Annotated in this window: 24 protein-coding genes; 10 read left to right on the top strand and 14 right to left on the bottom strand. The window is 54.5% G+C overall.

Features of this window, described 5'->3' with window-relative positions; genetic code table 11:
- Positions 1-10 precede the first annotated feature (10 nt).
- The gene (gene fepB, locus CKO_RS10900) at positions 11-967 is read right to left on the bottom strand and encodes a Fe2+-enterobactin ABC transporter substrate-binding protein (RefSeq protein WP_024130559.1); all 957 of its coding nucleotides are present in this window, start codon (positions 965-967) and stop codon (positions 11-13) included.
- A 187-nt stretch (positions 968-1,154) separates the two neighbouring features.
- Here fepB and entC point away from each other — a divergent pair, with 187 nt between their 5' ends.
- The 7 genes from entC (at position 1,155) to CKO_RS10865 (ending at position 8,531) form a co-directional block, all read left to right on the top strand.
- Positions 1,155-2,330, top strand: coding sequence for an isochorismate synthase EntC (gene entC / locus CKO_RS10895; protein WP_012133396.1), 1,176 nt, complete (start codon positions 1,155-1,157; stop codon positions 2,328-2,330).
- A 9-nt stretch (positions 2,331-2,339) separates the two neighbouring features.
- Positions 2,340-3,950, top strand: coding sequence for a (2,3-dihydroxybenzoyl)adenylate synthase EntE (entE, locus tag CKO_RS10890; RefSeq protein WP_024130558.1), 1,611 nt, complete (start codon positions 2,340-2,342; stop codon positions 3,948-3,950).
- 13 nt (positions 3,951-3,963) lie between these two features.
- Positions 3,964-4,821, top strand: coding sequence for an isochorismatase (locus tag CKO_RS10885; RefSeq protein ID WP_012133394.1), 858 nt, complete (start codon positions 3,964-3,966; stop codon positions 4,819-4,821).
- Entirely contained in the window at positions 4,821-5,576 is a 756-nt protein-coding gene (gene entA / locus CKO_RS10880) for a 2,3-dihydro-2,3-dihydroxybenzoate dehydrogenase EntA (protein ID WP_012133393.1), read from the top strand. Before CKO_RS10885 ends, entA begins: the two co-directional genes overlap by 1 nt.
- A gap of 2 nt (positions 5,577-5,578) precedes the next feature.
- On the top strand, positions 5,579-5,992 hold the full coding sequence (gene entH, locus CKO_RS10875; RefSeq protein WP_012133392.1) for a proofreading thioesterase EntH: 414 nt from the start codon (positions 5,579-5,581) through the stop codon (positions 5,990-5,992).
- Positions 5,993-6,167: 175 nt separating this feature from the next.
- Positions 6,168-8,273, top strand: coding sequence for a pyruvate/proton symporter CstA (cstA, locus tag CKO_RS10870; RefSeq protein ID WP_012133391.1), 2,106 nt, complete (start codon positions 6,168-6,170; stop codon positions 8,271-8,273).
- A 60-nt stretch (positions 8,274-8,333) separates the two neighbouring features.
- Positions 8,334-8,531: a YbdD/YjiX family protein gene (locus CKO_RS10865; protein WP_012133390.1), complete on the top strand. Its 198-nt coding sequence runs from the start codon at positions 8,334-8,336 to the stop codon at positions 8,529-8,531.
- Positions 8,532-8,623: 92 nt separating this feature from the next.
- On the opposite strand, the gene CKO_RS10860 is transcribed toward CKO_RS10865, so the two are convergent.
- Positions 8,624-9,712 (bottom strand): oxidoreductase, encoded by a 1,089-nt coding sequence (locus CKO_RS10860; RefSeq protein ID WP_012133388.1) that lies wholly within the window; start codon positions 9,710-9,712, stop codon positions 8,624-8,626.
- A 130-nt stretch (positions 9,713-9,842) separates the two neighbouring features.
- On the opposite strand from CKO_RS10860, the gene CKO_RS10855 reads away from it, so the two are divergent.
- Positions 9,843-11,003: a pyridoxal phosphate-dependent aminotransferase gene (locus CKO_RS10855; protein ID WP_024130556.1), complete on the top strand. Its 1,161-nt coding sequence runs from the start codon at positions 9,843-9,845 to the stop codon at positions 11,001-11,003.
- Here CKO_RS10855 and CKO_RS10850 read toward each other — a convergent pair whose 3' ends face one another.
- The 4 genes from CKO_RS10850 to dsbG all read right to left on the bottom strand — a co-directional run bounded on the left by CKO_RS10850 (position 11,004) and on the right by dsbG (position 14,875).
- The gene (locus CKO_RS10850; protein ID WP_012133386.1) at positions 11,004-11,621 is read right to left on the bottom strand and encodes an IbrB-like domain-containing protein; all 618 of its coding nucleotides are present in this window, start codon (positions 11,619-11,621) and stop codon (positions 11,004-11,006) included.
- Positions 11,594-12,829, bottom strand: a complete 1,236-nt coding sequence (locus tag CKO_RS10845) for a phosphoadenosine phosphosulfate reductase (protein WP_012133385.1) — start codon at positions 12,827-12,829, stop codon at positions 11,594-11,596. Before CKO_RS10845 ends, CKO_RS10850 begins: the two co-directional genes overlap by 28 nt.
- A gap of 182 nt (positions 12,830-13,011) precedes the next feature.
- Entirely contained in the window at positions 13,012-13,914 is a 903-nt protein-coding gene (gene citR, locus CKO_RS10840) for a DNA-binding transcriptional repressor CitR (RefSeq protein WP_024130554.1), read from the bottom strand.
- Between the two features lie 214 nt (positions 13,915-14,128).
- The gene (gene dsbG / locus CKO_RS10835) at positions 14,129-14,875 is read right to left on the bottom strand and encodes a thiol:disulfide interchange protein DsbG (RefSeq protein ID WP_012133383.1); all 747 of its coding nucleotides are present in this window, start codon (positions 14,873-14,875) and stop codon (positions 14,129-14,131) included.
- A 374-nt stretch (positions 14,876-15,249) separates the two neighbouring features.
- Here dsbG and ahpC point away from each other — a divergent pair, with 374 nt between their 5' ends.
- A complete protein-coding gene (ahpC, locus tag CKO_RS10830) occupies positions 15,250-15,813 on the top strand; it encodes an alkyl hydroperoxide reductase subunit C (RefSeq protein ID WP_012133381.1) in 564 nt (187 codons plus the stop codon).
- Positions 15,814-16,052: 239 nt separating this feature from the next.
- Positions 16,053-17,618, top strand: a complete 1,566-nt coding sequence (ahpF, locus tag CKO_RS10820) for an alkyl hydroperoxide reductase subunit F (protein WP_012133379.1) — start codon at positions 16,053-16,055, stop codon at positions 17,616-17,618.
- Positions 17,619-17,694: 76 nt separating this feature from the next.
- Here the strand turns inward: ahpF and uspG are convergent, their stop codons facing one another.
- The 8 genes from uspG to citF form a co-directional block, all read right to left on the bottom strand.
- A complete protein-coding gene (uspG, locus tag CKO_RS10815; protein ID WP_024130553.1) occupies positions 17,695-18,123 on the bottom strand; it encodes a universal stress protein UspG in 429 nt (142 codons plus the stop codon).
- A gap of 128 nt (positions 18,124-18,251) precedes the next feature.
- Positions 18,252-18,341 (bottom strand): small membrane protein YldA, encoded by a 90-nt coding sequence (gene yldA, locus CKO_RS23695; protein WP_275148965.1) that lies wholly within the window; start codon positions 18,339-18,341, stop codon positions 18,252-18,254.
- Between the two features lie 137 nt (positions 18,342-18,478).
- A complete protein-coding gene (rnk, locus tag CKO_RS10810; RefSeq protein ID WP_012133377.1) occupies positions 18,479-18,889 on the bottom strand; it encodes a nucleoside diphosphate kinase regulator in 411 nt (136 codons plus the stop codon).
- A 218-nt stretch (positions 18,890-19,107) separates the two neighbouring features.
- Entirely contained in the window at positions 19,108-19,914 is an 807-nt protein-coding gene (gene rna, locus CKO_RS10805; RefSeq protein ID WP_012133376.1) for a ribonuclease I, read from the bottom strand.
- A gap of 128 nt (positions 19,915-20,042) precedes the next feature.
- Positions 20,043-21,506 carry a citrate/succinate antiporter CitT gene (gene citT / locus CKO_RS10800; RefSeq protein WP_012133375.1) on the bottom strand — a complete coding sequence of 488 codons (1,464 nt, stop codon included), beginning with the start codon at positions 21,504-21,506 and terminating at the stop codon, positions 20,043-20,045.
- Between the two features lie 24 nt (positions 21,507-21,530).
- Positions 21,531-22,439: a triphosphoribosyl-dephospho-CoA synthase CitG gene (gene citG / locus CKO_RS10795; RefSeq protein WP_012133374.1), complete on the bottom strand. Its 909-nt coding sequence runs from the start codon at positions 22,437-22,439 to the stop codon at positions 21,531-21,533.
- A complete protein-coding gene (citX, locus tag CKO_RS10790; RefSeq protein WP_012133373.1) occupies positions 22,411-22,962 on the bottom strand; it encodes a citrate lyase holo-[acyl-carrier protein] synthase in 552 nt (183 codons plus the stop codon). The genes citG and citX overlap by 29 nt, the downstream gene beginning before the upstream one ends.
- A gap of 3 nt (positions 22,963-22,965) precedes the next feature.
- Positions 22,966-24,498 (bottom strand): citrate lyase subunit alpha, encoded by a 1,533-nt coding sequence (gene citF, locus CKO_RS10785; protein WP_012133372.1) that lies wholly within the window; start codon positions 24,496-24,498, stop codon positions 22,966-22,968.
- Positions 24,499-24,503: the final 5 nt, after the last annotated feature.

Here is a 24,503-nt window from a genome sequence, read left to right as displayed (position 1 = left end):
GGCAAATAAATTAAAACAGCGCGGCGAGACGGTTAAGCAGTAACGTTGCGCTGTAGTAGTCCAGACGGAACGTTTCGGTGCCCAGCGCATAAACGCGCTTATTTTGCACGGCAGGCAGGTGAGCAAGCAGTGGGTTGGCGTAAATAGCGTCGGCATCTTTGATGTCACCGGCAAACAGGAACAGCGCTTCGCCGTTCAGACCTGCTGCCAGGTTTTCCCCGCCAAGCTGGATGATGTCATGACGTTTGCCCTGGCTTTTACTGGTTTGCAGTCCGGCAGGGAGGGGCGCCAGCGTAAAGCCTAACTGCTCCATCAGCTTGCCCTGGGCTGAATCTTGCGTCCACAGGTTGGCGCTGTGTGCGGCAGCGGTGTAGACCAGCGCGCTGACCGGTTGCGGCGGTAATGTGAGCTGTTGTTTAACAGTCGCCAGTTGTTTATCAAATTCCGCGATGCGCGCAGCGGCCTGTTTTTCCTGACCGGTGATCTCGCCCAGTTGCGTCAGCAGAGACTGCCAGCTTTTATCGTCGTAATTGATGATAAGCGTAGGGGCAATAGTAGAAAGCTGATCGTACAGCGCCAGCGCAGAGTCGCCACCGGTTGCGCTAATCAGAATAAGGTCCGGCATTTGTGCGGCAACGGCTTCAGCGCTTGGTTCGCCGATGTACAGGCGCGCCAGCTTGCGCGCTTTCGCAACGTCGCTCCATTGACGCAGAAATCCCTGATCGTCGGCAAAGCGGTTGTTAGGGGTGGTCGCTCCGCTGGCGACAACGGGAGCATCAATCGCCAGCAGCGAGCCCGTCAGGGTCACGCTGGTAGAGACGATACGTTCAGGTTTATGGTCCAGCGTATGTGTGCCGCGGCTGTCGGTGATCTGGCGCGGCCAGTCAGCGGCATGACCTAAAGAAATTCCTGAAATGAAAAGCCCAACCAGTATCAGGGATGTTCTGCAAAGCAGGGGAAGTCTCACGAATCAGCGTCCTGTTATTAATGGAGTTAATGCTTCTCATTTTCATTGTTAGCGGGAAGGGATGCAAGTCTAAGTCGCACATTGTGCTACCCCAAGAGTTGACATGCTGTCTGTTTACTTTTAGGTTAGCGCCCGAAAATATAAATGATAATCATTATTAAAGCCTTTATCATTTTTGGAGGATGATATGGATACGTCACTGGCCGAGGAAGTTCAGCAGAAAATGGCAACGCTCACCCCCGATCGCTTTTTCTTTATGTCGCCGTATCGCAGCTTTACGACGTCAGGATGCTTCGCCCGTTTCGCTGAACCAGCGGTTGACGGGGATTCGTTAGACAGCCCCTTCCAACAAAAATTACAGCAAGCCTTTGCCGACGCCAGAGCACAGGGTATCGCAAATCCTGTTATGGTCGGCGCTATCCCCTTCGATACCCGCCAGCCATCCTCGCTGTTCATTCCTGAGTCCTGGCAGACCTTCTCCCGACCGGCAAAGCAACAATCCTCGCGTTACTTTACCGGGCATCAGGCACTGAATGTTGTTGATCGTAAAAGTATCCCTGAACAGGAAACGTTTGAAGCGATGGTGGCGCGCGCGGCAGCGCTGACGGCGACGCCTGAAGTCGACAAAGTGGTTCTGTCACGCCTGATTGATATTACGACCGATGCCACCATTGACAGCGGCGCGCTGCTGGAGCGGCTGGTGGCGCAGAATCCGGTGAGTTACAACTTCCATGTGCCTCTGGAGGATGGCGGCGTGCTGCTTGGCGCCAGCCCGGAATTGCTGCTGCGTAAAGAGGGCGATCTCTTTAGTTCGCTGCCGTTGGCCGGGTCGGCGCGTCGCCAGCCTGATGATGTGCTGGATCGTGAAGCGGGCAACCGACTGCTGGCTTCTGAAAAAGACAGACACGAACATGAGCTGGTCACTCAGGCCATGAAGACGGTGCTGCGCGACCGCAGCAGTGAATTACAGCTGCCCGCATCTCCACAATTAATCACCACCCCGACGTTATGGCATCTCGGTACGCCGTTCGAAGGTAAGGCGAATGCGGAAGAAAATGCCCTGACGCTGGCGTGTCTGCTGCATCCGACGCCTGCGTTGAGTGGTTTCCCGCATCAGGTGGCGAAAAAATTAATTGCTGAACTGGAGCCGTTCGATCGTGAACTGTTCGGCGGCATCGTCGGCTGGTGTGACGCCGAAGGAAATGGCGAGTGGGTCGTGACGATTCGTTGCGCGAAGCTGCGACAAAACCAGGTTCGCCTGTTCGCGGGCGCCGGGATTGTGCCTGCTTCGTCTCCGGTCGCGGAGTGGCGCGAGACCGGCGTGAAGCTTTCTACCATGTTGAACGTTTTTGGACTGCATTAAGGAGCGATGATGACCATTCCTTTCACCCGTTGGCCGGAGGAGTTTGCCCGCCGCTATCGTGAAAAAGGGTACTGGCAGGATCTGCCGCTGACCGATATTTTAACCCGCCACGCAGACGGCGATAAAACGGCGGTGATTGATGGCGATCGACACCTGAGCTATCGCGAACTGAACCAGGCGGCGGATAATCTGGCCTGTAGCCTGCGTCGTCAGGGGATCAAACCCGGCGAAACCGCGCTGGTGCAACTGGGCAATGTGGCGGAGTTGTATATCACTTTCTTCGCCCTGCTGAAGCTTGGCGTCGCACCGGTTCTGGCGCTGTTCAGCCATCAACGGACGGAACTTAACGCTTACGCGAAGCAAATTGAACCGGCGCTGGTGATTGCTGACCGCCAGCACGCGCTGTTCACCGGGGACGATTTCCTCAATACGTTTATTGCCGAACACAATTCCGTGCGTGTGGTGCTGTTGCTCAACGATACGGGTGAACACAACCTGCAAACGGCGATTGACCAGCCTGCGGTTGATTTTACCGCCACGCCATCACCTGCCGATGAGGTGGCTTATTTCCAGCTTTCCGGCGGTACAACCGGAACGCCGAAGCTGATCCCGCGCACCCATAATGATTATTACTACAGCGTGCGCCGCAGCAATGAAATTTGCCACTTTACCGAAGCCACGCGTTTCTTATGCGCGATTCCGGCTGCGCATAACTACGCCATGAGTTCGCCGGGATCGCTGGGTGTCTTTCTGGCCCAGGGAACGGTGGTGCTGGCGGCTGACCCGAGCGCTACGCTCTGTTTCCCGTTAATTGAAAAGCATCAGATTAATTCAACGGCGCTGGTGCCGCCTGCGGTGAGCCTGTGGTTACAGGCGATTCAGGAGTGGGGCAGCAACGCGCAACTGGCCTCGTTGAAACTGTTGCAGGTAGGCGGCGCGCGGCTTTCAGCGACGCTTGCCGCGCGTATTCCGGCGGAAATCGGCTGTCAGTTGCAGCAGGTATTCGGCATGGCGGAAGGACTGGTGAATTACACCCGTCTGGACGACAGCCCGGAGCGCATCATCAATACTCAGGGTTGCCCGATGTGCCCGGACGATGAGGTCTGGGTGGCTGACGCTGACGGCAATCCGCTGCCGCAGGGGGAAACGGGACGCCTGATGACGCGCGGGCCGTACACGTTTCGCGGCTATTTTAAAAGCCCGGAGCATAACGCCAGCGCGTTTGATGCCAACGGCTTTTACTGCTCCGGCGATCTGATCTCCATTGATCCAGATGGCTATATCACCGTGCAGGGACGTGAAAAAGATCAGATCAATCGCGGCGGGGAGAAGATCGCCGCTGAAGAGATTGAAAACCTGTTACTGCGCCACCCGGCCGTAATCCATGCCGCGCTGGTCAGCATGGAAGATGAGCTGATGGGGGAAAAAAGCTGCGCCTGGCTGGTGGTGAAAGAGCCGCTGCGCGCGGTACAGATACGCCGCTTCCTGCGTGAGCAGGGGGTCGCCGAATTCAAATTGCCGGATCGCGTGGAGTGCGTCGAGGCGTTGCCTCTGACCCCGGTCGGTAAAGTCGATAAAAAACAATTACGTCAGTGGCTGGCGTCACGTTCACTGACCTGAAGGAGAAAGAGAGATGGCAATTCCGAAATTGCAGGCGTACGCGCTGCCTGGCGCGCTCGATATTCCGCCCAATAAAGTGAACTGGGCCTTTGAACCTGAACGCGCAGCGCTGTTGATCCACGATATGCAGGATTATTTTGTCAGCTTCTGGGGCGACAACTGCCCAATGATGAAACAGGTGATCGCGAATATCGCCGCCCTGCGTCAGTACTGCAAAGAGCACAACATTCCGGTCTATTATACCGCTCAGCCGAAAGATCAGAGCGATGAAGATCGCGCCCTGTTGAACGATATGTGGGGGCCGGGCCTGACGCGTTCTCCCGAGCAGCAAAAGATTGTCGATGCGCTGGCACCGGACGAGGCGGACACCGTGCTGGTGAAATGGCGTTACAGCGCGTTTCACCGTTCGCCGCTGGAGCAGATGTTAAAAGAAACCGGGCGTAATCAGCTGATTATCACGGGTGTGTATGCGCACATTGGCTGTATGACCACGGCGACCGACGCTTTCATGCGCGATATCAAGCCGTTTATGGTGGCGGATGCGCTGGCCGATTTCAGCCGTGAAGAACATGTGATGTCGCTTAACTATGTTGCCGGTCGCTCCGGTCGCGTGGTGATGACGCAGGAACTGCTGCCGACGCCGGTTCCGGCGAGCAAAGCGGAGCTGCGGGCGCTGATCCTGCCGCTGCTGGATGAATCCGACGAGCCGCTGGATGATGAAAACCTGATTGATTATGGGCTGGACTCTGTACGTATGATGGCGCTGGCGGCTCGCTGGCGTAAAGTGCATGGCGATATCGACTTCGTGATGCTGGCGAAAAACCCGACAATCGATGCCTGGTGGACGCTGCTTTCCCGTGAGGTGAAGTGATGGCCGGATTGGATTTTAACGGCAAAACCGTCTGGGTGACCGGCGCGGGAAAAGGGATTGGTTATACCACGGCGTTGGCGTTTGTTGCGGCTGGCGCGCAGGTGACGGGATTCGATCGCGAGTTCACGCAGGATGCGTATCCCTTTGCGACCGAAGTGCTGGATGTCGCAGACGCCGCGCAGGTCGCGCAGGTTTGCCAGCGCGTGCTGGCGCAAACCGAACGGCTGGATGTGCTGGTGAATGCCGCCGGGATTTTACGGATGGGGGCGACCGATGCGCTAAGCGCCGAGGACTGGCAGCAGACGTTCGCCGTCAACGTCGGCGGCGCGTTTAACCTCTTCCAGCAGACGATGGCGCAATTTCGTCAGCAGCAGGGCGGGGCGATTGTTACCGTCGCGTCTGATGCGGCGCACACGCCGCGCATTGGCATGAGCGCCTATGGCGCGTCCAAAGCGGCGCTGAAAAGCCTGGCGCTGACCGTTGGGCTGGAGCTGGCGGGCAGCGGCGTTCGCTGTAACGTTGTCTCTCCGGGATCTACCGATACCGATATGCAGCGCACGCTGTGGGTGAGCGATGATGCGGAACAACAGCGTATTCGTGGCTTTGGCGAGCAGTTTAAGCTTGGCATTCCGCTGGGAAAAATCGCGCGTCCGCAGGAAATCGCGAATACCATTTTATTCCTCGCGTCCGATCTGGCCAGCCACATTACGCTACAGGACATTGTGGTTGACGGCGGCTCAACCCTGGGAGCGTAACGATGATCTGGAAACGCCATTTAACGCTTGATGAGCTGAACGCCACCAGTCTGAACACGATGGTGGCGCATCTGGCGATCGTCTATACCCGTCTGGGCGATGACGTGCTGGAGGCGGAAATGCCCGTCGATGCGCGAACGCATCAGCCTTTCGGCCTGTTACACGGCGGCGCTTCGGCGGCGCTGGCGGAGACCCTGGGGTCAATGGCCGGGTATCTGATGACCCGTGACGGCCAGTGCGTGGTGGGAACCGAGCTGAATGCCACGCATCATCGCGCCGTGTCGCAGGGGAAGGTGCGCGGCGTTTGCCAGCCGCTGCATCTGGGGCGGCAAAGCCAGAGCTGGGAAATTGTGATTTTTGACGAACAGGGACGACGTTGCTGTACCTGCCGCCTGGGGACGGCGGTGATGGGCTAGGCCCAACAAAATGCAATGATGTTGCAGCGTTGACCGGCCAATGAAGTGATCCAGTTAACAATGCAATGTAAATAATCAGTTTTATAGCGTTGTCAGGTTGTTAAAACCAGCAGAGGTGTTATAGAAACAAAATGTAACATCTCTCTGGAACACAACACGCAAACGGACAACAACTATGAACAAATCAGGGAAATACCTCGTCTGGACATTGCTCTCCGTTATGGGAGCATTTGCCCTGGGATATATTGCGTTAAACCGTGGGGAACAGATCAACGCGCTATGGATCGTCGTGGCGTCAGTTTGTGTCTACCTCATTGCCTACCGTTTTTATGGTCTGTATATCGCCAAAAATGTGCTGGCGGTTGACCCGACGCGCATGACGCCTGCGGTGCGTCATAACGATGGTCTGGACTACGTACCTACCGATAAGAAAGTGCTGTTCGGTCACCATTTTGCGGCGATTGCCGGGGCAGGGCCGTTGGTTGGGCCGGTGCTGGCGGCGCAGATGGGGTATCTGCCCGGTATGATCTGGCTGCTTGCCGGGGTTGTGCTGGCAGGCGCGGTGCAGGACTTTATGGTGCTGTTCGTTTCTACCCGTCGTGATGGTCGTTCGCTGGGTGAACTGGTTAAAGAAGAGATGGGCCCAACGGCTGGCGTGATCGCGCTGGTGGCCTGTTTCATGATCATGGTGATTATCCTTGCGGTACTGGCGATGATCGTCGTGAAAGCCCTGACCCACAGCCCGTGGGGGACGTACACCGTTGCGTTCACCATTCCGTTGGCCATTTTTATGGGTGTCTACCTGCGTTACCTGCGTCCGGGACGTATTGGCGAGGTGTCTGTTATTGGTCTGGTGTTCCTTGTCTTTGCCATCATCTCCGGTGGCTGGGTGGCGGAAAGTCCAACCTGGGCGCCGTATTTTGACTTTACCGGCGTACAGTTAACCTGGATGCTGGTGGGCTACGGCTTTGTGGCGGCGGTTCTGCCGGTATGGCTGCTGCTGGCGCCGCGTGATTACCTCTCAACCTTCCTGAAAATTGGTACGATTGTCGGTCTGGCCGTCGGCATTCTGATTATGCGTCCGACGCTGACGATGCCTGCGCTGACCAAATTTGTAGATGGCACCGGCCCGGTGTGGACCGGTAACCTGTTCCCGTTCTTGTTCATCACCATTGCCTGTGGCGCGGTGTCTGGCTTCCATGCGCTGATCTCTTCCGGCACCACGCCGAAGATGCTGGCGAACGAAGGGCAGGCCTGCTTTATCGGCTACGGCGGGATGTTGATGGAATCCTTCGTGGCGATTATGGCGCTGGTTTCCGCATGTATCATCGATCCGGGCGTTTACTTCGCCATGAACAGCCCAATGGCCGTACTGGCGCCAGCCGGAACCGCTGATGTGGTTGCTTCTGCTGCGCAGGTGGTCAGTAGCTGGGGCTTTGCGATTACGCCTGATACGCTGCATCAGATTGCCAACGAAGTGGGCGAACAATCCATTATTTCTCGTGCCGGTGGCGCGCCAACGCTGGCGGTGGGGATGGCTTACATCCTGCACGGCGCGCTGGGCGGTATGATGGATGTGGCGTTCTGGTATCACTTCGCGATTCTGTTTGAAGCCCTGTTCATTCTGACGGCGGTTGATGCCGGTACGCGTGCGGCGCGCTTTATGTTGCAGGATCTGCTGGGCGTGGTCTCTCCGGGTCTGAAACGTACGGATTCACTGCCTGCGAACCTGTTAGCGACGGCGCTGTGCGTGCTGGCGTGGGGATACTTCCTGCACCAGGGCGTGGTGGACCCGTTAGGAGGGATCAACACCCTGTGGCCGCTGTTTGGTATCGCGAACCAGATGCTGGCGGGTATGGCGCTGATGCTCTGCGCGGTTGTACTGTTCAAGATGAAACGTCAGCGTTACGCATGGGTGGCGCTGGTGCCTACCGCCTGGCTGCTGATTTGTACGCTGACCGCAGGCTGGCAGAAAGCGTTTAGCCCGGATACCAAAATTGGTTTCCTGGCGATCGCCAATAAATTCCAGGCGATGATCGACAGTGGCGATATTCCTGCGCAGTACACGCAGTCTCAGCTGGCGCAGCTGGTGTTCAACAACCGTCTGGATGCCGGTCTGACCATCTTCTTCATGGTTGTGGTGGTGGTTCTGGCCCTGTTCTCAATCAAAACTGCGCTGGCAGCGCTGAAAGAGGACAAACCGACGGCGAAAGAAACGCCGTATGAAGCCATGCCGGAAAACGTTGAAGAGATTGTGGCGCAGGCGAAAGGCGCGCACTAATTTTTAAATAAGCGGCCCTCTTCTTAACGGGAGAGGGCATTTGCGTCACAGGTGGTAACGATGTTTGATACGCTTTCTAAGGCCGGGAAATATCTGGGTCAGGCGGCAAAACTGATGATTGGCGTGCCGGACTATGACAACTACGTTGAGCATATGCGCGTGACGCACCCGGATCAGACGCCAATGACTTACGAAGAATTTTTTCGTGAGCGGCAGGATGCGCGTTATGGCGGGAAAGGCGGCGCACGTTGCTGCTGATGTTTTGTGTTGCCCGGTGGCGCTACGCTTACCGGGCCTACGGGGTATTTTACAGGCCGGATAAGGCGCAGCCGCCATCCGGCAAGCCGCCGCTAAACCGTAAACGACTCTACCTTTTCAAACGCGGCGCGTAATGTGGCTGGCGTTAACGTCACCGGCAGAAAGTGGATGGATTCAACCGGGCGCAGGGTGTGGGCAATCACGTTATCAATCTCCGCCTGGTTCTGGATATCGACATCCAGCGCCGCCAGTGTGGTGGGCAGACTAAAGCGCTGATAAGCAGCGATAAGCTGCGCCAGTACCTCATCCTGACCCAGCAATGCGCTTTGCACCAGAATGCCATAAGCCACTTTGGTGCCGTGCAGAAACTTCTCGGTTTGCGGCAATACGGTGAGCCCATTATGGACGGCGTGTGCCGCCGCCACACGGGTATAACGCTCGCCAAGACCGCCGACCATGCCGCCCCCGGCAATAATCGCATCCACCACATCGCGAAATGCCTGGGTGAGTTCTCCACGCTCTTTGTCCGCCAGCGCCTGTTCGCTGCTCTCCAGTAGCACATCACGGATCGCCAGCGCGCCGTTAATGCCCAGACGCACGGTAAGCGGTAAGGTTTCTGGCTGTGGCGCTAACACAACGGCTTCGTACCATTTTGCCAGCGTGTCGCCGATGCCGGCCAGCAGATAGGCCTCTGGCGCGCGGAGAATGATTTCCGGCTCTACCAGCACCAGATAATTGGCGTCGTCAAAAATTTCAAAGTGCAGCGCCTGACCAGCATCGTTGTACCAGACCGACAGCGGTGTCCAGGCCGCGCAGGTGGCCGCGATAGTCGGGATCGCCACGAAGGGGAGTTGTAGCCGACGGGCAAGGGCTTTGGCGGTATCAAGCAGCGTACCGCCGCCGATACCGATCACTACGCGGCGGTCGTCGCCTGCTTTCGCGGCCAGTTGTTTCACATCGCTTTCGCTGCAATGGCCGGTAAACGGCAGGTGTCTGGCTCCCGGAAGATCAAACGTATCCGGCAGGTAAGGGCGGGCGGCGGCAATCGCACGTTCGCCATACACCCATACTGCGGCGGAGAGTTGCCCGGCGCTGAAAAAATCCTTCAGTCGGGAGAGGCTGCCGGTATGGGAAAAGTAGTTAGCCGGGCCGGTAACGACGCGGATGTCAGTGTTACTCATGGTGTGTTGTCCTTGTGGCTGCGCTGTCCGGGAGTTGTTTTTATTTAGACGTCTAAGCGTCTTGATTGCCAAATGCTAACATCGTGTTATAGTGGTTTCAACATCGACATCACCCTCGGGTATGATAACTATGAGTAATAACCCACTGATTCCGCAAAGCAAACTGCCTAATTTAGGCACCACAATCTTTACACAAATGAGCGCCCTGGCGCAGGAGCATCAGGCGATTAACCTGTCGCAGGGATTTCCTGACTTCGATGGCCCGCGCTATCTACAGGAACGTCTGGCCTGGCATGTTGCACAAGGGGCGAATCAATATGCGCCGATGACCGGCGTGCCTGCATTACGCGAAGCCATTGCGGAAAAAACGGCGGCGTTATACGGCTATAAGGCTGATGCCGGGAGCGAGGTGACGGTAACGGCGGGGGCAACGGAAGCGTTGTATGCCGCCATCACCGCGTTGGTTCGTGCGGGAGATGAGGTGATCTGCTTCGATCCCAGCTATGACAGCTACGCGCCAGCCGTTGAACTGTCTGGCGGCGTGCTGAAACGTCTGGCGCTTCAGCCGCCGCAGTTTCGCGTTGACTGGCAGGCATTTGCTGCGTTACTGAGCGAACGTACCCGGCTGGTGATCCTCAATACGCCGCATAACCCGAGCGCGACCGTCTGGCGCAAAGCCGACTTTGAAGCGCTGTGGCAGGCGATTGGCGATCGCGAAATCTATGTATTAAGCGATGAAGTGTATGAGCATATCTGCTTTGCGCCAGAAGGCCATGCCAGCGTACTGGCGCATCCGCAGCTACGTGAGCGTGCTGTCGCGGTCTCGTCATTCGGTAAAACCTTTCATATGACTGGCTGGAAGGTGGGGTACTGCGTAGCGCCAGCGGCGATCAGCGCGGAATTGCGTAAAGTGCATCAGTATCTGACGTTCTGCGTCAACACACCGGCGCAACTGGCGCTGGCCGATATGCTGCGTGCTGAACCGGAACATTATCGCGATTTACCCGCATTTTACCGGAAGAAGCGTGACGTTCTGGTTAATGCTCTGCGTGACAGTCGTCTGGAAATCCTGCCCTGCGAAGGCACCTATTTTCTGCTGGTGGATTACAGCGCGGTATCAGACCTCAATGACGTGGATTTCTGCCAGTGGCTGACCCGGGAAATCGGCGTTGCGGCGATTCCGCTGTCGGTATTTTGCGCCGATCCTTTCCCACATAAACTCATCCGTTTATGTTTTGCCAAGCAGGAATCCACGCTGCTGGCGGCCGCAGAACGCTTGTGTAAATTGTAATTACTTTACGGTCCAGGCTTTGGAGAATCGACGGTCGGCAAAGAGTTCCTGTAGGCCGTTGATTTGTTTCAGACGCAGGACTTCATCTTTATCCATGCCCAGCTCTTTTCCGATTCGCGTCTCGTCCCAGCCCAACAGGGAGAGTTCTCGCACAATTTCCGACATCGCGTGAATCTGATGACGACCACGGGCGCGGTTGTGACGAATGGTCGCCGCAATTCGTTCATGGCGATTGCGTTCCAGACAGGTGACGGGAAGATAGCCTTTTAACTTTGAGCGTAATGTGGATTTCCCTTTACCGAGTTCGTGACGGTGAAAGCCATCCACGATTTCATATTTTTCTGCCGCCGTTTCTGCAACGACAATAGGCTGCGTGAAGCCATCTACCTCAATAGACTTTAGCAGGAGCCTTTTCTCCGGGGGCGCCACATTGTTTGGGTTGTAATCATTAGGTTCGATTTGTTCGTTTTTTACCCATTGCACGCAGTCTACCGGCTGATCACGAAAGGGGCTGACGCGGTGGATCGCCATCCTGAATTCGTTGATTGCCGCAATTCTCTCTTCTTCGTTCAGCGTGGAGAGAAAGTCGGTTATTTGTTGGGTGAGTCGCTGTTGCATAAAATCCCCCATTCTTTGCGCTTTGCTTTCATGCGTTCATTGTAGCGCTGGTAGTGTTTAGGCTTTGTCGGGCTGAATGAGAGCGCCCGACACCAGTAATCATTGTTCAATAGCACCTTGCAGATACGTCGCCATGAGGGGATATCTTTGGAGCCGATATCGCCTTCCTGCGTTTGTGGAATGTTCTCCATTCCTTTCTTTTTATACCATTGCAGGTAGACCGCGATTTTGTTGCGGTAATGCTCGGCGCTCTGTTCCGGCATGCTGTCCAACAGCAGCATGGCGTAGCTTTGCCAGCTATGGTGCTCGGGTTTCAGTATTTTTCGATGGCCGTAAAAATGGTTATCCTGGCCTGCATATATCCCTCCGCTGCGCACGCCGCTTACCCTGGCGCACATTGCTGCCCAGCGTTCGGGTTCAATGACATGATAGAGCCACAATCCCTGACGTTGCTCCGGGCCGAAAGGTTCGCAGATGCGCATATACCGGAGCGGCACGTTGGCCTGGTACATCAGGTTATAAAGCGGGTTGCAAGGCTGCTTCGTTTTTGCGAACCATGTCCAGATGTCTGCCGTTTTCCAGTCATACATCGGGTAAATATACCAGGTGTGCCCGCCCTGAGCGGCGGTCGTCCAGGGTTTGTCGTCCGCAAAACGCTGTTTGCTCAGGGAGGCGATAGCGACAAACCGATTGTAAGATTCGTCAGCGCGGATGCCGATCAGCATCGCCGCAGGACGCTTTTCTGAAAACCACTCGGCAAAGTCGCGAACAAATTGTTCGAAGGTCATGCCTGGCTGATAAAAAGGAAAGTAAGCCGGATCGGTAATGGCGTCGGCAGGCGGTTGACGCACCCATTCGGCATTCGGGTCCCAGCATTGCCATTCGGGTTGGTATTGCGACAGCGAATTTTGTGTGGTGAGCGGCAGAGCAACCCAGTAAAAATGTTCAATGACATCGGAATATTGTTCGCGTAATGACTGAACATAGTCAATTGTGCAGGAGAATTGCACTTCCCAGTCAATAAATAATACGCAGATCTTCTTCTTTAACTTACGCGCGATTCCGGCGGTAAGGTGCAGCATCAACCCTGAGTCTTTCCCCCCGGAAAATGACACGCAAATACGCGGTAAGGTGGTGAGTGTCCATGTAATGCGCTCTTCCGCAGCTTCCAAAACATTTTGGTCAAGTGGGATTTTATAAACAGACATAATGAGTTCATACCTGAACGGAAAATGGCTATGTGTAGAATACAGAAAAATAATTATATATTATATGATATAATCAACAGAATGTGCAAGGTTTAAAAAAGCATCCAAAACTTAAATTAATTTTATATTAATTATTTTAATTTTGAATGCTTGTGTCGGCGATGGCCCCATATGTTTTCGTTTCAGCTATTTTCCGTCATTTTGTTAATGATACTCGTAAAACCTTTGTTATTCAGTGACGTTCGATTATATACCAGGTATAACTGAACTGAAGGTAAATCCTGATCAATATTAACCCGTTGCAGTTTAAGGGTGGAGTGAAAGAAGTCATATATGACTTCAGGAACGATGCCAATTATGTTGGTTTCAGCAATAGTATTAATGATTGCAACCATCGAGTCACTGCGAAACCCAATTTTCCGGCTGGCAAGAAGGGAGTTGACCAGCGACTGGTATTCTTTAACGCCTGGCTCCTCTCCCTGGTATGAGGTAAACGGTTCTTCGAGTACTTGCGCTAATGTACTGGCGTCACTGATTCTGGGGTGATCGGCACGACACACCAGTACGCTTTTGATTGTTTTAAAAGGCGTACAGACAACCGAATGGTTGTTCAGCGGCGTGGTGGTGATCACCATGTCCGCCTTGCGGTATGCCAGCAGGTCTTCTGCTGATTCCGCAGACATCAGGATATCATGATGCTCAATTTCAACGGAAGAATCTTCCATAATAAAATTAATCAGCTTTATTACGTTCATTGCAGTAAGTAGCTGAGGGCTGTAAATGATAAATTTTTTCTTAAGGCTGGAACTATGCATAATATTAATTGTTTGTTCCAGACTATTGAGGTTTTCCTCAAGATGATGATGCAGATTTATACCGGTGACGGTTGGCGTGATGCCTTTTCCTGAACGAATAAATAAAGGATCGTTGAATTGAGTTCGTAATCGTTGCAGAGATTGACTCACGGCAGACGGGGTGATGTACAGCGTTTCCGCCGCTTTACTAATGCTTAAATTCTGGTAGATACACTCAAAAATAATCAGTAAGTTAAGATCGAATTTTTTGAGATCGTAGAGATTAGCCATGTTTTTTTCTTCCTGTTTTGTGACTATTGTCATAACTATATTTGCTATAGTTATGCAACACATCCAATGCTTTACAATAGTGATGTTTGCTAAGCTTAAATTCTCTTTCAATAATACTAAAATAGCATAGCTCAGAATATCTTTGCGAGCGATTTATAATGGAAAAGGAGATTGACAGAAAAACAATGACAATCCCCCCCCCTTTAATTTAGGTTTAATGTTCACCCATCATAATGTCCAGCTGCGCTTTTTCCGGTAACCCGACGACCTGCTGTAACATATTTTCTTTATTCATATAGTAAATGGCTGGCGTTGCATTCGCCCCCAGATCGTCCATGAGTTTCTGATGAATATTCAGCATTTTCATCTTATCTTCTGGCAGCGGTGAAGGGATCGCCAGATTGAGTTTACCGCCTGACGCTTCATAGTCATGCCAGGTTTTTGCCGGATCGCGGGTGGATAAGATAGCGGCAGCCGTTGCCGGGCTTTCGGGTTTGATCACGCCCACCAGTAGCGTCCGCAATTGTACTTTGCCGGATTCGACCCAGGGGCGCGCCTGCTGCCAGAACTGTTTGCAGTAAGGGCAGAAAGGGTCCGCAAAGACATAAAGAATCACCGGCGCCTCTTTTTTGCCGTCCAGAATCCACGACGCTTTTTCCATCCGCTGCCACATTTCTCTGCCGACCGGGGCGTAGATCTCTTTTTCTATCAGCGCATTACTGAGGTTTGCGCCTTTTTCGTCGTACATGTAGCCGGAAATCGCGTGTTTCCCGTCAGGCGTGAGGTAGATGGTCACGCCCATATCCTGGTATTTGCCCAGATAGCCTTTCATTCCGCCGGGGGCGTCAAAAGACTTCAGGATCGTAATTCCCTGTTTTTCTATCGCTTTAACCGGGGCAGGCAGTTCTTCAGCAAAGGCGATGAGCGGGAACAGCGTCAGCAGCAATGTTCGTTTTATCATTATATTTCCTTAAAAATCAGTGCAAAAGGAACATTGACGGCAAAACCTATCACAGTCATAGGTAAGGTCTGCCATCGGAAGATTGCCCTTTCTTTGGTAGGGTGATGTAATCCTTTCGCTGTTACAGCCTTTGTTAAGGTAATGTAGAGCGCAACACATAGCCAGTTTCACTGGCGCTGAAGTTACCTACGGGTAGTTCAGGTAATGGGGCCGCCTGTAAAGGGGGCCTTTTTACTTTTTGTCGCTAAACGTTCACAACGTTGTCTTGTGTGAGTTGTTAGGTATCGCTGATTGATTTGATAATGCAAACGCATTAGCCCAATCACGGAAAGTTGGTTACTTTACATCTCAACGAAAACACGGAGGAAGTATAGATGTCCTTGATTAATACCAAAATTAAACCTTTCAAAAACCAGGCGTTCAAAAACGGTGAATTCATCGAAGTAACCGAGAAAGATACCGAAGGCCGCTGGAGCGTCTTCTTCTTCTACCCGGCTGACTTCACTTTCGTATGCCCGACCGAACTGGGCGACGTAGCAGATCATTACGATGAATTGCAGAAACTGGGCGTAGACGTTTACTCTGTTTCTACCGACACCCACTTTACTCACAAAGCATGGCACAGCAGCTCTGAAACCATCGCAAAAATCAAATATGCGATGATCGGTGACCCGACTGGCGCCCTGACCCGTAACTTCGACAACATGCGTGAAGACGAAGGTCTGGCTGACCGTGCGACTTTTGTTGTTGACCCGCAGGGTATCATCCAGGCTATCGAAGTTACCGCTGAAGGTATCGGCCGTGACGCATCTGACCTGCTGCGTAAAATCAAAGCGGCTCAGTATGTTGCTGCTCACCCAGGTGAAGTTTGCCCGGCTAAATGGAAAGAAGGCGAAGCGACTCTGGCTCCATCCCTGGACCTGGTCGGCAAAATCTAAAATTCGCTGCGCCTTTCGCGCTACAGGTGCGTTGGCTGCGCTTTCTCACCCCGGTCACTTACTGATGTAAGCTCCCGGGGATTCATAAGCTTGCCGCCTTCCTGTAACACGAAATACTGGCGAATTAATCCTTAAGCGGGTGCGTCGCACCCGTTTTTTCCAGCACCATCATGCAAGTCGCATTCAGGCTGCCGGTATAAGGCAACTTGCATGATGATGTTTTTAGAGAGGGAAGAATAATGCTCGACACTAACATGAAAACTCAGCTCAAAGCGTATCTTGAGAAACTGACCAGGCCTGTTGAGCTGATTGCCACGCTGGACGACAGCGCTAAATCGGCAGAAATCAAGGAATTGCTGGCTGAAATCGCTGAACTGTCAGAGAAAGTCACATTTAAAGAAGATAACAGCCTGCCGGTGCGCAAGCCTTCTTTCTTGATAGCAAACCCGGGTTCTGACCAGGGGCCGCGCTTTGCGGGTTCTCCGCTGGGGCATGAATTTACCTCGCTGGTGCTGGCGCTGTTGTGGACTGGCGGCCATCCGTCGAAAGAGGCGCAGTCTCTGCTGGAGCAGATCCGCGATATCGACGGCGATTTCGAGTTTGAAACTTATTACTCGCTCTCCTGCCACAACTGCCCTGACGTCGTACAGGCGCTGAACCTGATGGCGGTGCTGAACCCGCGTATCAAACATACCGCGATTGACGGCGGCACATTCCAGAATGAAATCACCGATCGTAATGTGATGGGCGTTCCGGCTGTGTACCTGAACGGTAACGAATTCGGTCAGGGACGTATGACGCTGACGGAAATCGTCGCCAAAGTGGATACCGGCGCAGAAAAACGGGCGGCGGAAGAGCTGAATAAGCGTGACGCTTACGACGTACTGATTGTCGGTTCCGGCCCGGCGGGGGCGGCAGCGGCAGTTTACTCCGCACGTAAAGGCATTCGTACCGGTCTGATGGGCGAGCGTTTTGGCGGTCAGGTGCTGGATACCGTTGATATCGAGAACTATATTTCCGTGCCAAAAACGGAAGGGCAGAAGCTGGCTGGCGCGCTGAAAGCGCACGTTGATGATTACGATGTTGACGTGATCGACAGCCAGAGCGCGAGCAAACTGCTTCCGGCGGCAACGGAAGGGGGCCTGCATCAGATTGAGACCGCTTCCGGCGCGGTGCTGAAAGCCCGCAGCATTATCATTGCCACCGGTGCCAAATGGCGCAACATGAACGTGCCGGGCGAAGATCAGTACCGCACGAAAGGCGTAACCTATTGCCCGCACTGCGACGGCCCGCTGTTTAAAGGCAAACGCGTTGCGGTAATCGGCGGGGGGAACTCCGGCGTGGAAGCGGCGATTGACCTCGCGGGGATCGTTGAGCACGTTACGCTGCTGGAATTTGCGCCAGAAATGAAAGCCGACCAGGTTCTGCAAGATAAAGTGCGTAGCCTGAAAAACGTCGACATTATTCTGAACGCGCAGACAACGGAAGTGAAAGGCGACGGCAGTAAAGTGACGGGGCTGGAATATCGCGATCGCGTAAGCGGCGACATCCACAACGTTGCGCTGTCCGGGATCTTCGTACAGATTGGCTTGCTGCCAAACACCAACTGGCTGGAAGGCGCGATTGAGCGTAACCGTATGGGCGAAATCATCATTGATGGCCGGTGCGAAACCAGCGTGAAGGGCGTATTCGCCGCAGGCGACTGCACCACGGTTCCTTACAAACAGATCATCATCGCGACGGGCGAAGGCGCGAAAGCCTCTCTGAGCGCATTTGATTATCTGATCCGCAGTAAGACGGCATAAAAAGAAAGTAAGACTACACCTGCAATGCAAGAGGCTGCCAATGGCAGCCTCTTTTTTTACGCAACAACCGTGCGATTTACCGCACAACCAGCACCGGCAACGTAGCATGGCGGACAACGCTGGAGGCGTTAGAACCCAGCAAATGCGTGGTGATAGACGGATTGCGGGAGCCAATGACCACGACGTCCGCATTCAGCTCTTCGCCCAGTTCGTTCACCACATCCCGCACGTTACCAAAGCGGACGTGCTGCTTAATCCGGGAAGGGTCGATACTGAAATGACTCACCATCGTTTGCAGGCGAGTCTCCGCTTCGTGCTGCAAATGCTCCTCAAAACGACGAACGTCGGCGGCAAAGCGGTGCAGACTCAGGCTGGCGGAGCCCGGAAGAACATGCAACAGATGAATGACGCCATCCTGTTGCGCCAGAAACTCTGCATGGCGCACGGCCTTGTCGCTAAGTTCCATTTCGAAAACATCAACCGGCATAATGATTGTCTTATACATACCCGTTTCTCCCTGTTAACTAATACTGAATTCATTCAAACATATAATAATATTTCTTTCTGGTATCTGCCCGGCACTTTTCATATCACAACGTTTCTTTACGACTGATTGATGCTTATGACCAGAAGCTACCAGTGTCGCTCAAGGTAAAGCACGGCCACGACGATAATCGCCATCATAATAAGAAATGCCAGCGTGATGAAAAGAGCCTCATTCATGACCGTACTCGCGGCAATGAAACGGATTAATTCTGGATGACGGGGAACGGGGGTGAACCAGGAGGAATGGGTGATTTTCGGAAAGAGGATGCAGGGAGCATCCTCTGTGTAAACGGGTGAACGCTTATCCAGATGGTTTAGCGCAGGTAGTCGCCCGCTGCTTCAGGCTGATATTCAAGTTCCAGCACTTCAAGGTGAGTGGACGCCCCGCCAGGCAGGTCCCAGTGAATGGTATCGCCGACGCGCAGGCCCAGCAATGCCGCGCCCACCGGCGCCATTACGGAAAGCTGCGTATTACTGTCGGTCATATTCGCCGGATACACCAGCGTGCGCACGCGAATCTCGCCATCGCTGAGATTGCGGAATTTCACCCGACTGTTCATGGTGACGACGTCGTGCGGCATGGCTTCCGGCGAGCACATCTGGGCGCGATCCAGCTCCGCATTTAATGCGTCAGCAATGGGTAAACCAGCAAACGCAGGCTGCTCCAACAGGCGGTCGATGCGTTCGGCGTCGAGGTCGTTGATGATAATAGTTGGTCTGGACATTTGTTACTCCATGTCGTCGATGCTGCGAGTGCCGCAGGTAAATAATCCCAAAAGAAAACCCTCACCGTCAGGCGGCGAGGGTTTAGCTTTCATGATAATACTGAGACTTCCCCCTTCTTTGAAGTGATTTAGCTCACATTCGGGGAAATCCTCAATACAGTTGTCTTTGCGTAAATTTTAGTCGCAAGCCGTGATGGTTCTCAAGTTTGTATGCCGCCTCAGTAACCCGCTTTGTCAATCACAAACCGCTTCCCGCAATTGCCCGGATGGGGTTGCGATATAAACGAGGAAGCGGAAAGCGGATCGTTAATCCTGGCGGCGTTGAGCGAGAACTGTATTTCCGTCAGATAGGCCGGGTTCCCGTGGCAGCTCAGTTTTACCGCCTTCACGTTTTCTTTCCCCCAGCTTTGGGCGACGGCGGCGTCAAACGCGGCGCGGCTGACCCTTTTCCCGTAATTTGCGGCCAGAAAATCGCCCAGCGCGCTGTGTTTTATCTCATGGTTCAGCCGTACCATTGTGCCGAAATAAACGTCTGGATCAAATCCAAAGCAGGCACCGTGTTTGGCGTATTCATAACGTTCCAGGCAGGATTTTCCACCGGCTCCGGGCATGACCGCGCTGAGTTTTGCCGCGCTCTCCAGTGAAAGGCCGGTTTCAGGCGCGGCGCATTTACGGCTGGCGCGCGCTTCCGGCAGATTGGGGATCGGACGAGTCGCGCAGCCAAACCGCATCCAGCGGCGCTCGTCCACGCCACGCGCGGCAACCGATCCCGGCAGACCTGGCCACAGACCGTGGACAGTCAGAAAATCAGCTTTGTTGGGAATCTCTTTCTGCTGACGGCACTCTTCGGGTTCCCGATGATCGCGCTCATGCTGACTTTGACAAAAACCAGTTTGCCAGGAGAGCGCCAGCACATAGCGGTCAAAATCAGCGTACTGTTTTGCCTGAAGTGGCTCAGCGTTAACGTTGAAGAGGGGAAGCAGGAATACCGCCAGGAGAGAACCATAACGCCATGTTGATTTCATGATGGATGCTGAAACTCATACAAATATTGAATATCACCTATTTAACCATAAAAAAAGCCAGTCAGGTTTATCTGACTGGCATGAGAGGGATAACGCGTTAGCCGTCATCCGGCATTATGTGCCGATGTTTAGTTCCACAGCGCCAGAATCGGCCAGCCAACCACCAGCAGCATGGTGATGTAGATGACCCCAAAGATCGCGCCGAGACGCCAGTAATCTTTGGATTTTACATAGCCGCAACCGTAGATGATGACCCCCGGCCCTGTTGCATACGGCGTCAGGCAGCCCATGATACCGATGGACAGCACCAGCAGAATACAAAGTTGCTCCATCGGAACGCCTGGAATACCTTTACCTATCGCCAGAATGACCGGCAGCATGGTTGCGGTATGTGCGGACAGGCTGGCGAACAGGTAGTGAGCAAAGTAGAACACCAGTACCAGCACAATCACCGTTGCGTTAGGTGAGAAGCCTTCCAGATGGGCGCTCATTGTGGTAGCAAACCAGTCGATAAAGCCCGAACGGGTTAAACCGTTGGCCATGACAACCAGCGTCGCGAGGTTAACAAGGGTGTTCCACGCACTGTTATAACGCGTGATGTCTTTCCACGGCACAACGTGCAGCGCCAGCATCAGGGATACCGCCAGCAGACCGACAGCGGTGGCATCAATCACTTCACCGCCAAATACCCACAGTCCGAGGCTGAGCAACACCAGACCGATCAGCGTCATCTCTTTGCGGGTCAGCGTGCCCATCGTTTTTAACTCTTCACCAGCCCATGCCGCAACTTCGGCGCTGTGGGTCACTTCGGGTTTGTAGAGTACGTAAGAGAGCCACGGTGCGACGATCAGCAGAATGATCCCTACCGGTAAGAAGCCCAGGAACCACTGCAACCAGCTGATCTGAATACCAGCAATTTTGCTGACGAATTCCAGACCCAGAACGTTAGGCGCCGCGCCGGTCACGAACATGGAAGAACTGAGGCTGGTACTGATGACCATCATCCACATCAAATAACCGCCAATGCGGCGCGCGGAAGGATCGTTTGGAAACGACTTAAACAGCGGCGGCAGGTTCTTGATTACCGGGAATACCGTACCACCGGTACGCGCGGTGTTGGACGGCGTAAACGGCGCCAGCAGAATATCGATGATGACAATGGCATAACCCAGCGTCAGGGTGCGTTTACCCATGAATTTCACCAGGAAGAGCGCAATACGGCGGCCCAGACCGGTGACTTCATAGCCCAGCGCGAAAATGAATGCGCCGAACACCAGCCAGACGGTGGTGCTGGAGAAGCCCGCCAGACCCCATTTCAGCGCCTGCTTGCCCGCATTAAAGGCCGGGTCGGCCAGCTCTGAGGCATCAAATAACAGATAGTTGCTGCCGATAACGCAAATGGTCACCGCGATAAAACTGATCGCGGTGGCCGGAATCGGCTCCAGTATCATCCCGACGATCATCGCCACGAAAACGGCGAAGTAGTGCCATGCCTGAGGGGGCATGCCGTCCGGGACGGGGATCAAAAACATGATGCCCATAACGACTAATGGGGCCAATAACTTCCATATATTATCTTTAGATAAAGACATAAGTGATTCTCCGAAAAGGATCTTTCAATAATTATGTAAATGATTAACTTGCGAAATTTGTGCTAAAAACCAGGTGACGATCAGTAAGTCGGCGCTGCCGCCAGGACTGAGGTTGCGTGCAATGCACTGCTGATCGAACCGGTGGAGATGTTCAAGATCGGCAGGAGAACGAATGCCTCCTTGCCGTAATAATGTTGTCGCCTGCTGTTGTATCCAGCACAGACCTTCCGCGCCGCCGCGTGATGCGACGTTGGTGTCGCCGTTCATTGAGATCAGCAGCAGCAGGGTGTCGAGCAGCGCCAGCTCGGGGTCGCGCCCCTGCGCCAGCAATGCGCGGTAGTGTGGTAAAGCATGGCGGATCACTAACGGGTAACCCGCTTCGGCTTCGCCGCGCGCGCCAGTTAACCCCAGTTGTTGGTACAAGCGTTGACCTGCGGTGAGTTGTTGATTGTTCTGTCGCAGTTCACGCTCGGTCAGACCCCGGCAAAATGTTGCGGCGGTCGAGCAGATGTTTGCAGGTGTGATCGGGGAATGCTGCTGGTGCAGGCGTCCTATGGCGGCGCACAGCAGTCCCAGGGAAAATATGCTGCCTTTATGCGTGTTAACGCCGGCAGTGGCGCGAAACATGTCGGCTTCGCAGGCCATACCTAATGGACGTAGCCCTTTCAGTACATCGTCTGACGGCAGCTGCGCGCAGCTCGCGCCATATTCGATAAAACGCGGCAGCCAGCCCTGAATGGCCAGCGCGCTGCGATGGAAATCTTCCAGCGCCATGTCTTTGTGCGCGCCGCAGTTAATGCGATCGACCAGACCCGGCTTGGGAGATAAATTCACCTCAGTCAGCATGGCGCGCCACGCCAGCAGGGCGTACGCGTCAAGCAGCGTCTGAGGAATGGCGGCGGAGTCAGTTGATGTGGCTGGAATCGGCATCATGCAGCAGCGCCTCCATGCGAATAAGTAAGTCGGAAAGCGCGTGGGTTTTCCCCCGGGCGCATTCAGCGGCGCTTTGCTCGCACAACAGGCAGCGGCGGGCAGGAAGCGAAAAATGACGGCGGGACAGAATGTCGCCTTCCGGCGTCAGCACATCGATATCCCATAAACGTCCCAGCGGATGCTGATGCTCAAGCTCGATCGTGGCGAGCTTGAGATCGCGGGCCGGCGCCTCAATGGCGAGGAACCCTTCCGGCCCACTGGCTGAGGCCAGTGCAGCCTGTTCCCTGACAGACCAACCTGCTTTTTTCGCCACGGCGAGCAGGGCGGTTACGCCGTGATTGAAGATTCGGCGAGTAAGCTCGCTGTCTTTAATCGGGCCGGGCGCCACCACGGTAAAGGAGACCAGTGGAGTGAGATGGCGCGTCAGCCAGGCGTGTTGCCGCGCTTGTCTCTCATCACGGCTGACGAGCAGCTCGGGAATGGAAACCGCATGGCGAGTGGCCTGTTCAGGGAGCAGGTGCATGGCTTATTCCTTCACCTGATGAACAACGTCAATGACCGAACCGTCGCGGTAACGCACTACGGCGATGACGCGATCGGTATATTCAATGGCGCGAGGTTGACCGGTGAGCAACTGCGCACGTTCACGCAGCCATTCAATGGAGACCACTTTCATTCCCGCTTCTTTCAGGCGTTCCGCCAGTTCCGGGCGCGCCGGGTTGACGGCGATGCCGTGGTCGGTCACCAGAATGTCGACGCTGGAGCCAGGCGTTACGCAGGTGAGCACGTTATCGACCAGCGTCGGGATGCGGCCGCGAACCAGCGGTGCGACGATGATCGACAGCGCGGCGGCAACGGCGGTATCGCAGTGACCGCCTGAAGCGCCGCGCAGTACGCCATCGGAACCGGTCAGCACGTTCACGTTGAACTGGGTATCCACCTCTAGGGCGCTCAGTACCACGACATCCAGACGATCGACCGATGCGCCTTTTGAGCCCCAGTTGGCGTACTGGTTGGCGCTGATTTCGATGTGATTCGGGTTGCGGGCCAGCGATTCTGCGGCGTTACGGTCGAAGCTCTGTACGTCCAGCAATTTGCGGATCAGCCCTTTTTCATGCAGGTCGACAATCGTGGCGGTAATGCCGCCCAGCGCGAAATCCGCGTGAATATCGCGGCTGCGCATTTTGTCTTCCAGAAAACGGGTTACCGCCAGAGAGGCGCCGCCGGTTCCGGTTTGCAGAGAGAAGCCTTCCTGGAAATAGCCTGAGTTGGCAATCACGTCTGCCGCGCTGCGGGCAATTAACAGTTCACGCGGGTTGGTGGTCATACGGGTCGCATCTGCGCCAATTTTGTCGGCGTCGCCTACCCGTTCGATCTGCACGATGAGATCCACCTGGTCCTGGGCGATACTGGCTGGATTATGCGGATACGGCAGCAGCGCTTCCGTCAGCAGAACAACCTGGCGGGCGTTTTCGGCATCCACTTTCGCATAGCCCAGCGAACCGCAGCAGGCTTTACCGGTGTAGCCGTTGGCGTTGCCAAACGGATCGCAAGACGGCACGCCGAGGAAGGCCACATCGATATTGAGCTCACCGCTTTGCACCAGATGGACGCGACCGCCGTGGGAGTGGATTTGTACGGGCTCATCCAGCAATCCGCGGGAGATCTCTTCCGCCAGGGGGCCACGCAGACCAGACGTGTAAATTCGGCTCACGACGCCCTGGCGAATATGCCCGACCAGTGGCGCGTGGCAATCACTCAGCGAACTGGAGGCCAGCGTCAGGTTTTTAAAGCCCATGCTGGCGATGGTGTCCATCACCAGGTTGATCGTCAGGTCGCCGCCACGGAAAGCGTGGTGGAAAGAGATGGTCATTCCATCCTGTAAACCAGAACGGCGGATGGCTTCTTCAAGCGTGGCGCACAGTTTTTTATCGCGCGGTTTTTGCGCCTGTAAATTTAGTTTTGAAGTGCTCTGAAAAGCGGAAAATTCGCTTTCGGCATGGCGACTCCAGGCCGCTACCCGTTCTTGTCGTTGAAGTTGTTCGATTTTCTGCGTCATTTTTT

This window comes from Citrobacter koseri ATCC BAA-895 (genome assembly GCF_000018045.1).
Taxonomy (GTDB): Bacteria; Pseudomonadota; Gammaproteobacteria; order Enterobacterales; family Enterobacteriaceae; genus Citrobacter_B; species Citrobacter_B koseri.
This window is presented reverse-complemented; position numbering and strand designations above follow the sequence as displayed.

Bases quoted from the DNA above. Each gene is read 5' to 3' on its own strand.
- entC (WP_012133396.1), top strand. From the start codon at position 1,155: ATGGATACGTCACTGGCCGAGGAAGTTCAGCAGAAAATGGCAACGCTC.
- entE (WP_024130558.1), top strand. From the start codon at position 2,340: ATGACCATTCCTTTCACCCGTTGGCCGGAGGAGTTTGCCCGCCGCTAT.
- CKO_RS10885 (WP_012133394.1), top strand. From the start codon at position 3,964: ATGGCAATTCCGAAATTGCAGGCGTACGCGCTGCCTGGCGCGCTCGAT.
- entA (WP_012133393.1), top strand. From the start codon at position 4,821: ATGGCCGGATTGGATTTTAACGGCAAAACCGTCTGGGTGACCGGCGCG.
- entH (WP_012133392.1), top strand. From the start codon at position 5,579: ATGATCTGGAAACGCCATTTAACGCTTGATGAGCTGAACGCCACCAGT.
- cstA (WP_012133391.1), top strand. From the start codon at position 6,168: ATGAACAAATCAGGGAAATACCTCGTCTGGACATTGCTCTCCGTTATG.
- CKO_RS10865 (WP_012133390.1), top strand. From the start codon at position 8,334: ATGTTTGATACGCTTTCTAAGGCCGGGAAATATCTGGGTCAGGCGGCA.
- CKO_RS10860 (WP_012133388.1), bottom strand. From the start codon at position 9,712: ATGAGTAACACTGACATCCGCGTCGTTACCGGCCCGGCTAACTACTTT.
- CKO_RS10855 (WP_024130556.1), top strand. From the start codon at position 9,843: ATGAGTAATAACCCACTGATTCCGCAAAGCAAACTGCCTAATTTAGGC.
- CKO_RS10850 (WP_012133386.1), bottom strand. From the start codon at position 11,621: ATGCAACAGCGACTCACCCAACAAATAACCGACTTTCTCTCCACGCTG.
- CKO_RS10845 (WP_012133385.1), bottom strand. From the start codon at position 12,829: ATGTCTGTTTATAAAATCCCACTTGACCAAAATGTTTTGGAAGCTGCG.
- citR (WP_024130554.1), bottom strand. From the start codon at position 13,914: ATGGCTAATCTCTACGATCTCAAAAAATTCGATCTTAACTTACTGATT.
- dsbG (WP_012133383.1), bottom strand. From the start codon at position 14,875: ATGATAAAACGAACATTGCTGCTGACGCTGTTCCCGCTCATCGCCTTT.
- ahpC (WP_012133381.1), top strand. From the start codon at position 15,250: ATGTCCTTGATTAATACCAAAATTAAACCTTTCAAAAACCAGGCGTTC.
- ahpF (WP_012133379.1), top strand. From the start codon at position 16,053: ATGCTCGACACTAACATGAAAACTCAGCTCAAAGCGTATCTTGAGAAA.
- uspG (WP_024130553.1), bottom strand. From the start codon at position 18,123: ATGTATAAGACAATCATTATGCCGGTTGATGTTTTCGAAATGGAACTT.
- yldA (WP_275148965.1), bottom strand. From the start codon at position 18,341: ATGAATGAGGCTCTTTTCATCACGCTGGCATTTCTTATTATGATGGCG.
- rnk (WP_012133377.1), bottom strand. From the start codon at position 18,889: ATGTCCAGACCAACTATTATCATCAACGACCTCGACGCCGAACGCATC.
- rna (WP_012133376.1), bottom strand. From the start codon at position 19,914: ATGAAATCAACATGGCGTTATGGTTCTCTCCTGGCGGTATTCCTGCTT.
- citT (WP_012133375.1), bottom strand. From the start codon at position 21,506: ATGTCTTTATCTAAAGATAATATATGGAAGTTATTGGCCCCATTAGTC.
- citG (WP_012133374.1), bottom strand. From the start codon at position 22,439: ATGATGCCGATTCCAGCCACATCAACTGACTCCGCCGCCATTCCTCAG.
- citX (WP_012133373.1), bottom strand. From the start codon at position 22,962: ATGCACCTGCTCCCTGAACAGGCCACTCGCCATGCGGTTTCCATTCCC.
- citF (WP_012133372.1), bottom strand. From the start codon at position 24,498: ATGACGCAGAAAATCGAACAACTTCAACGACAAGAACGGGTAGCGGCC.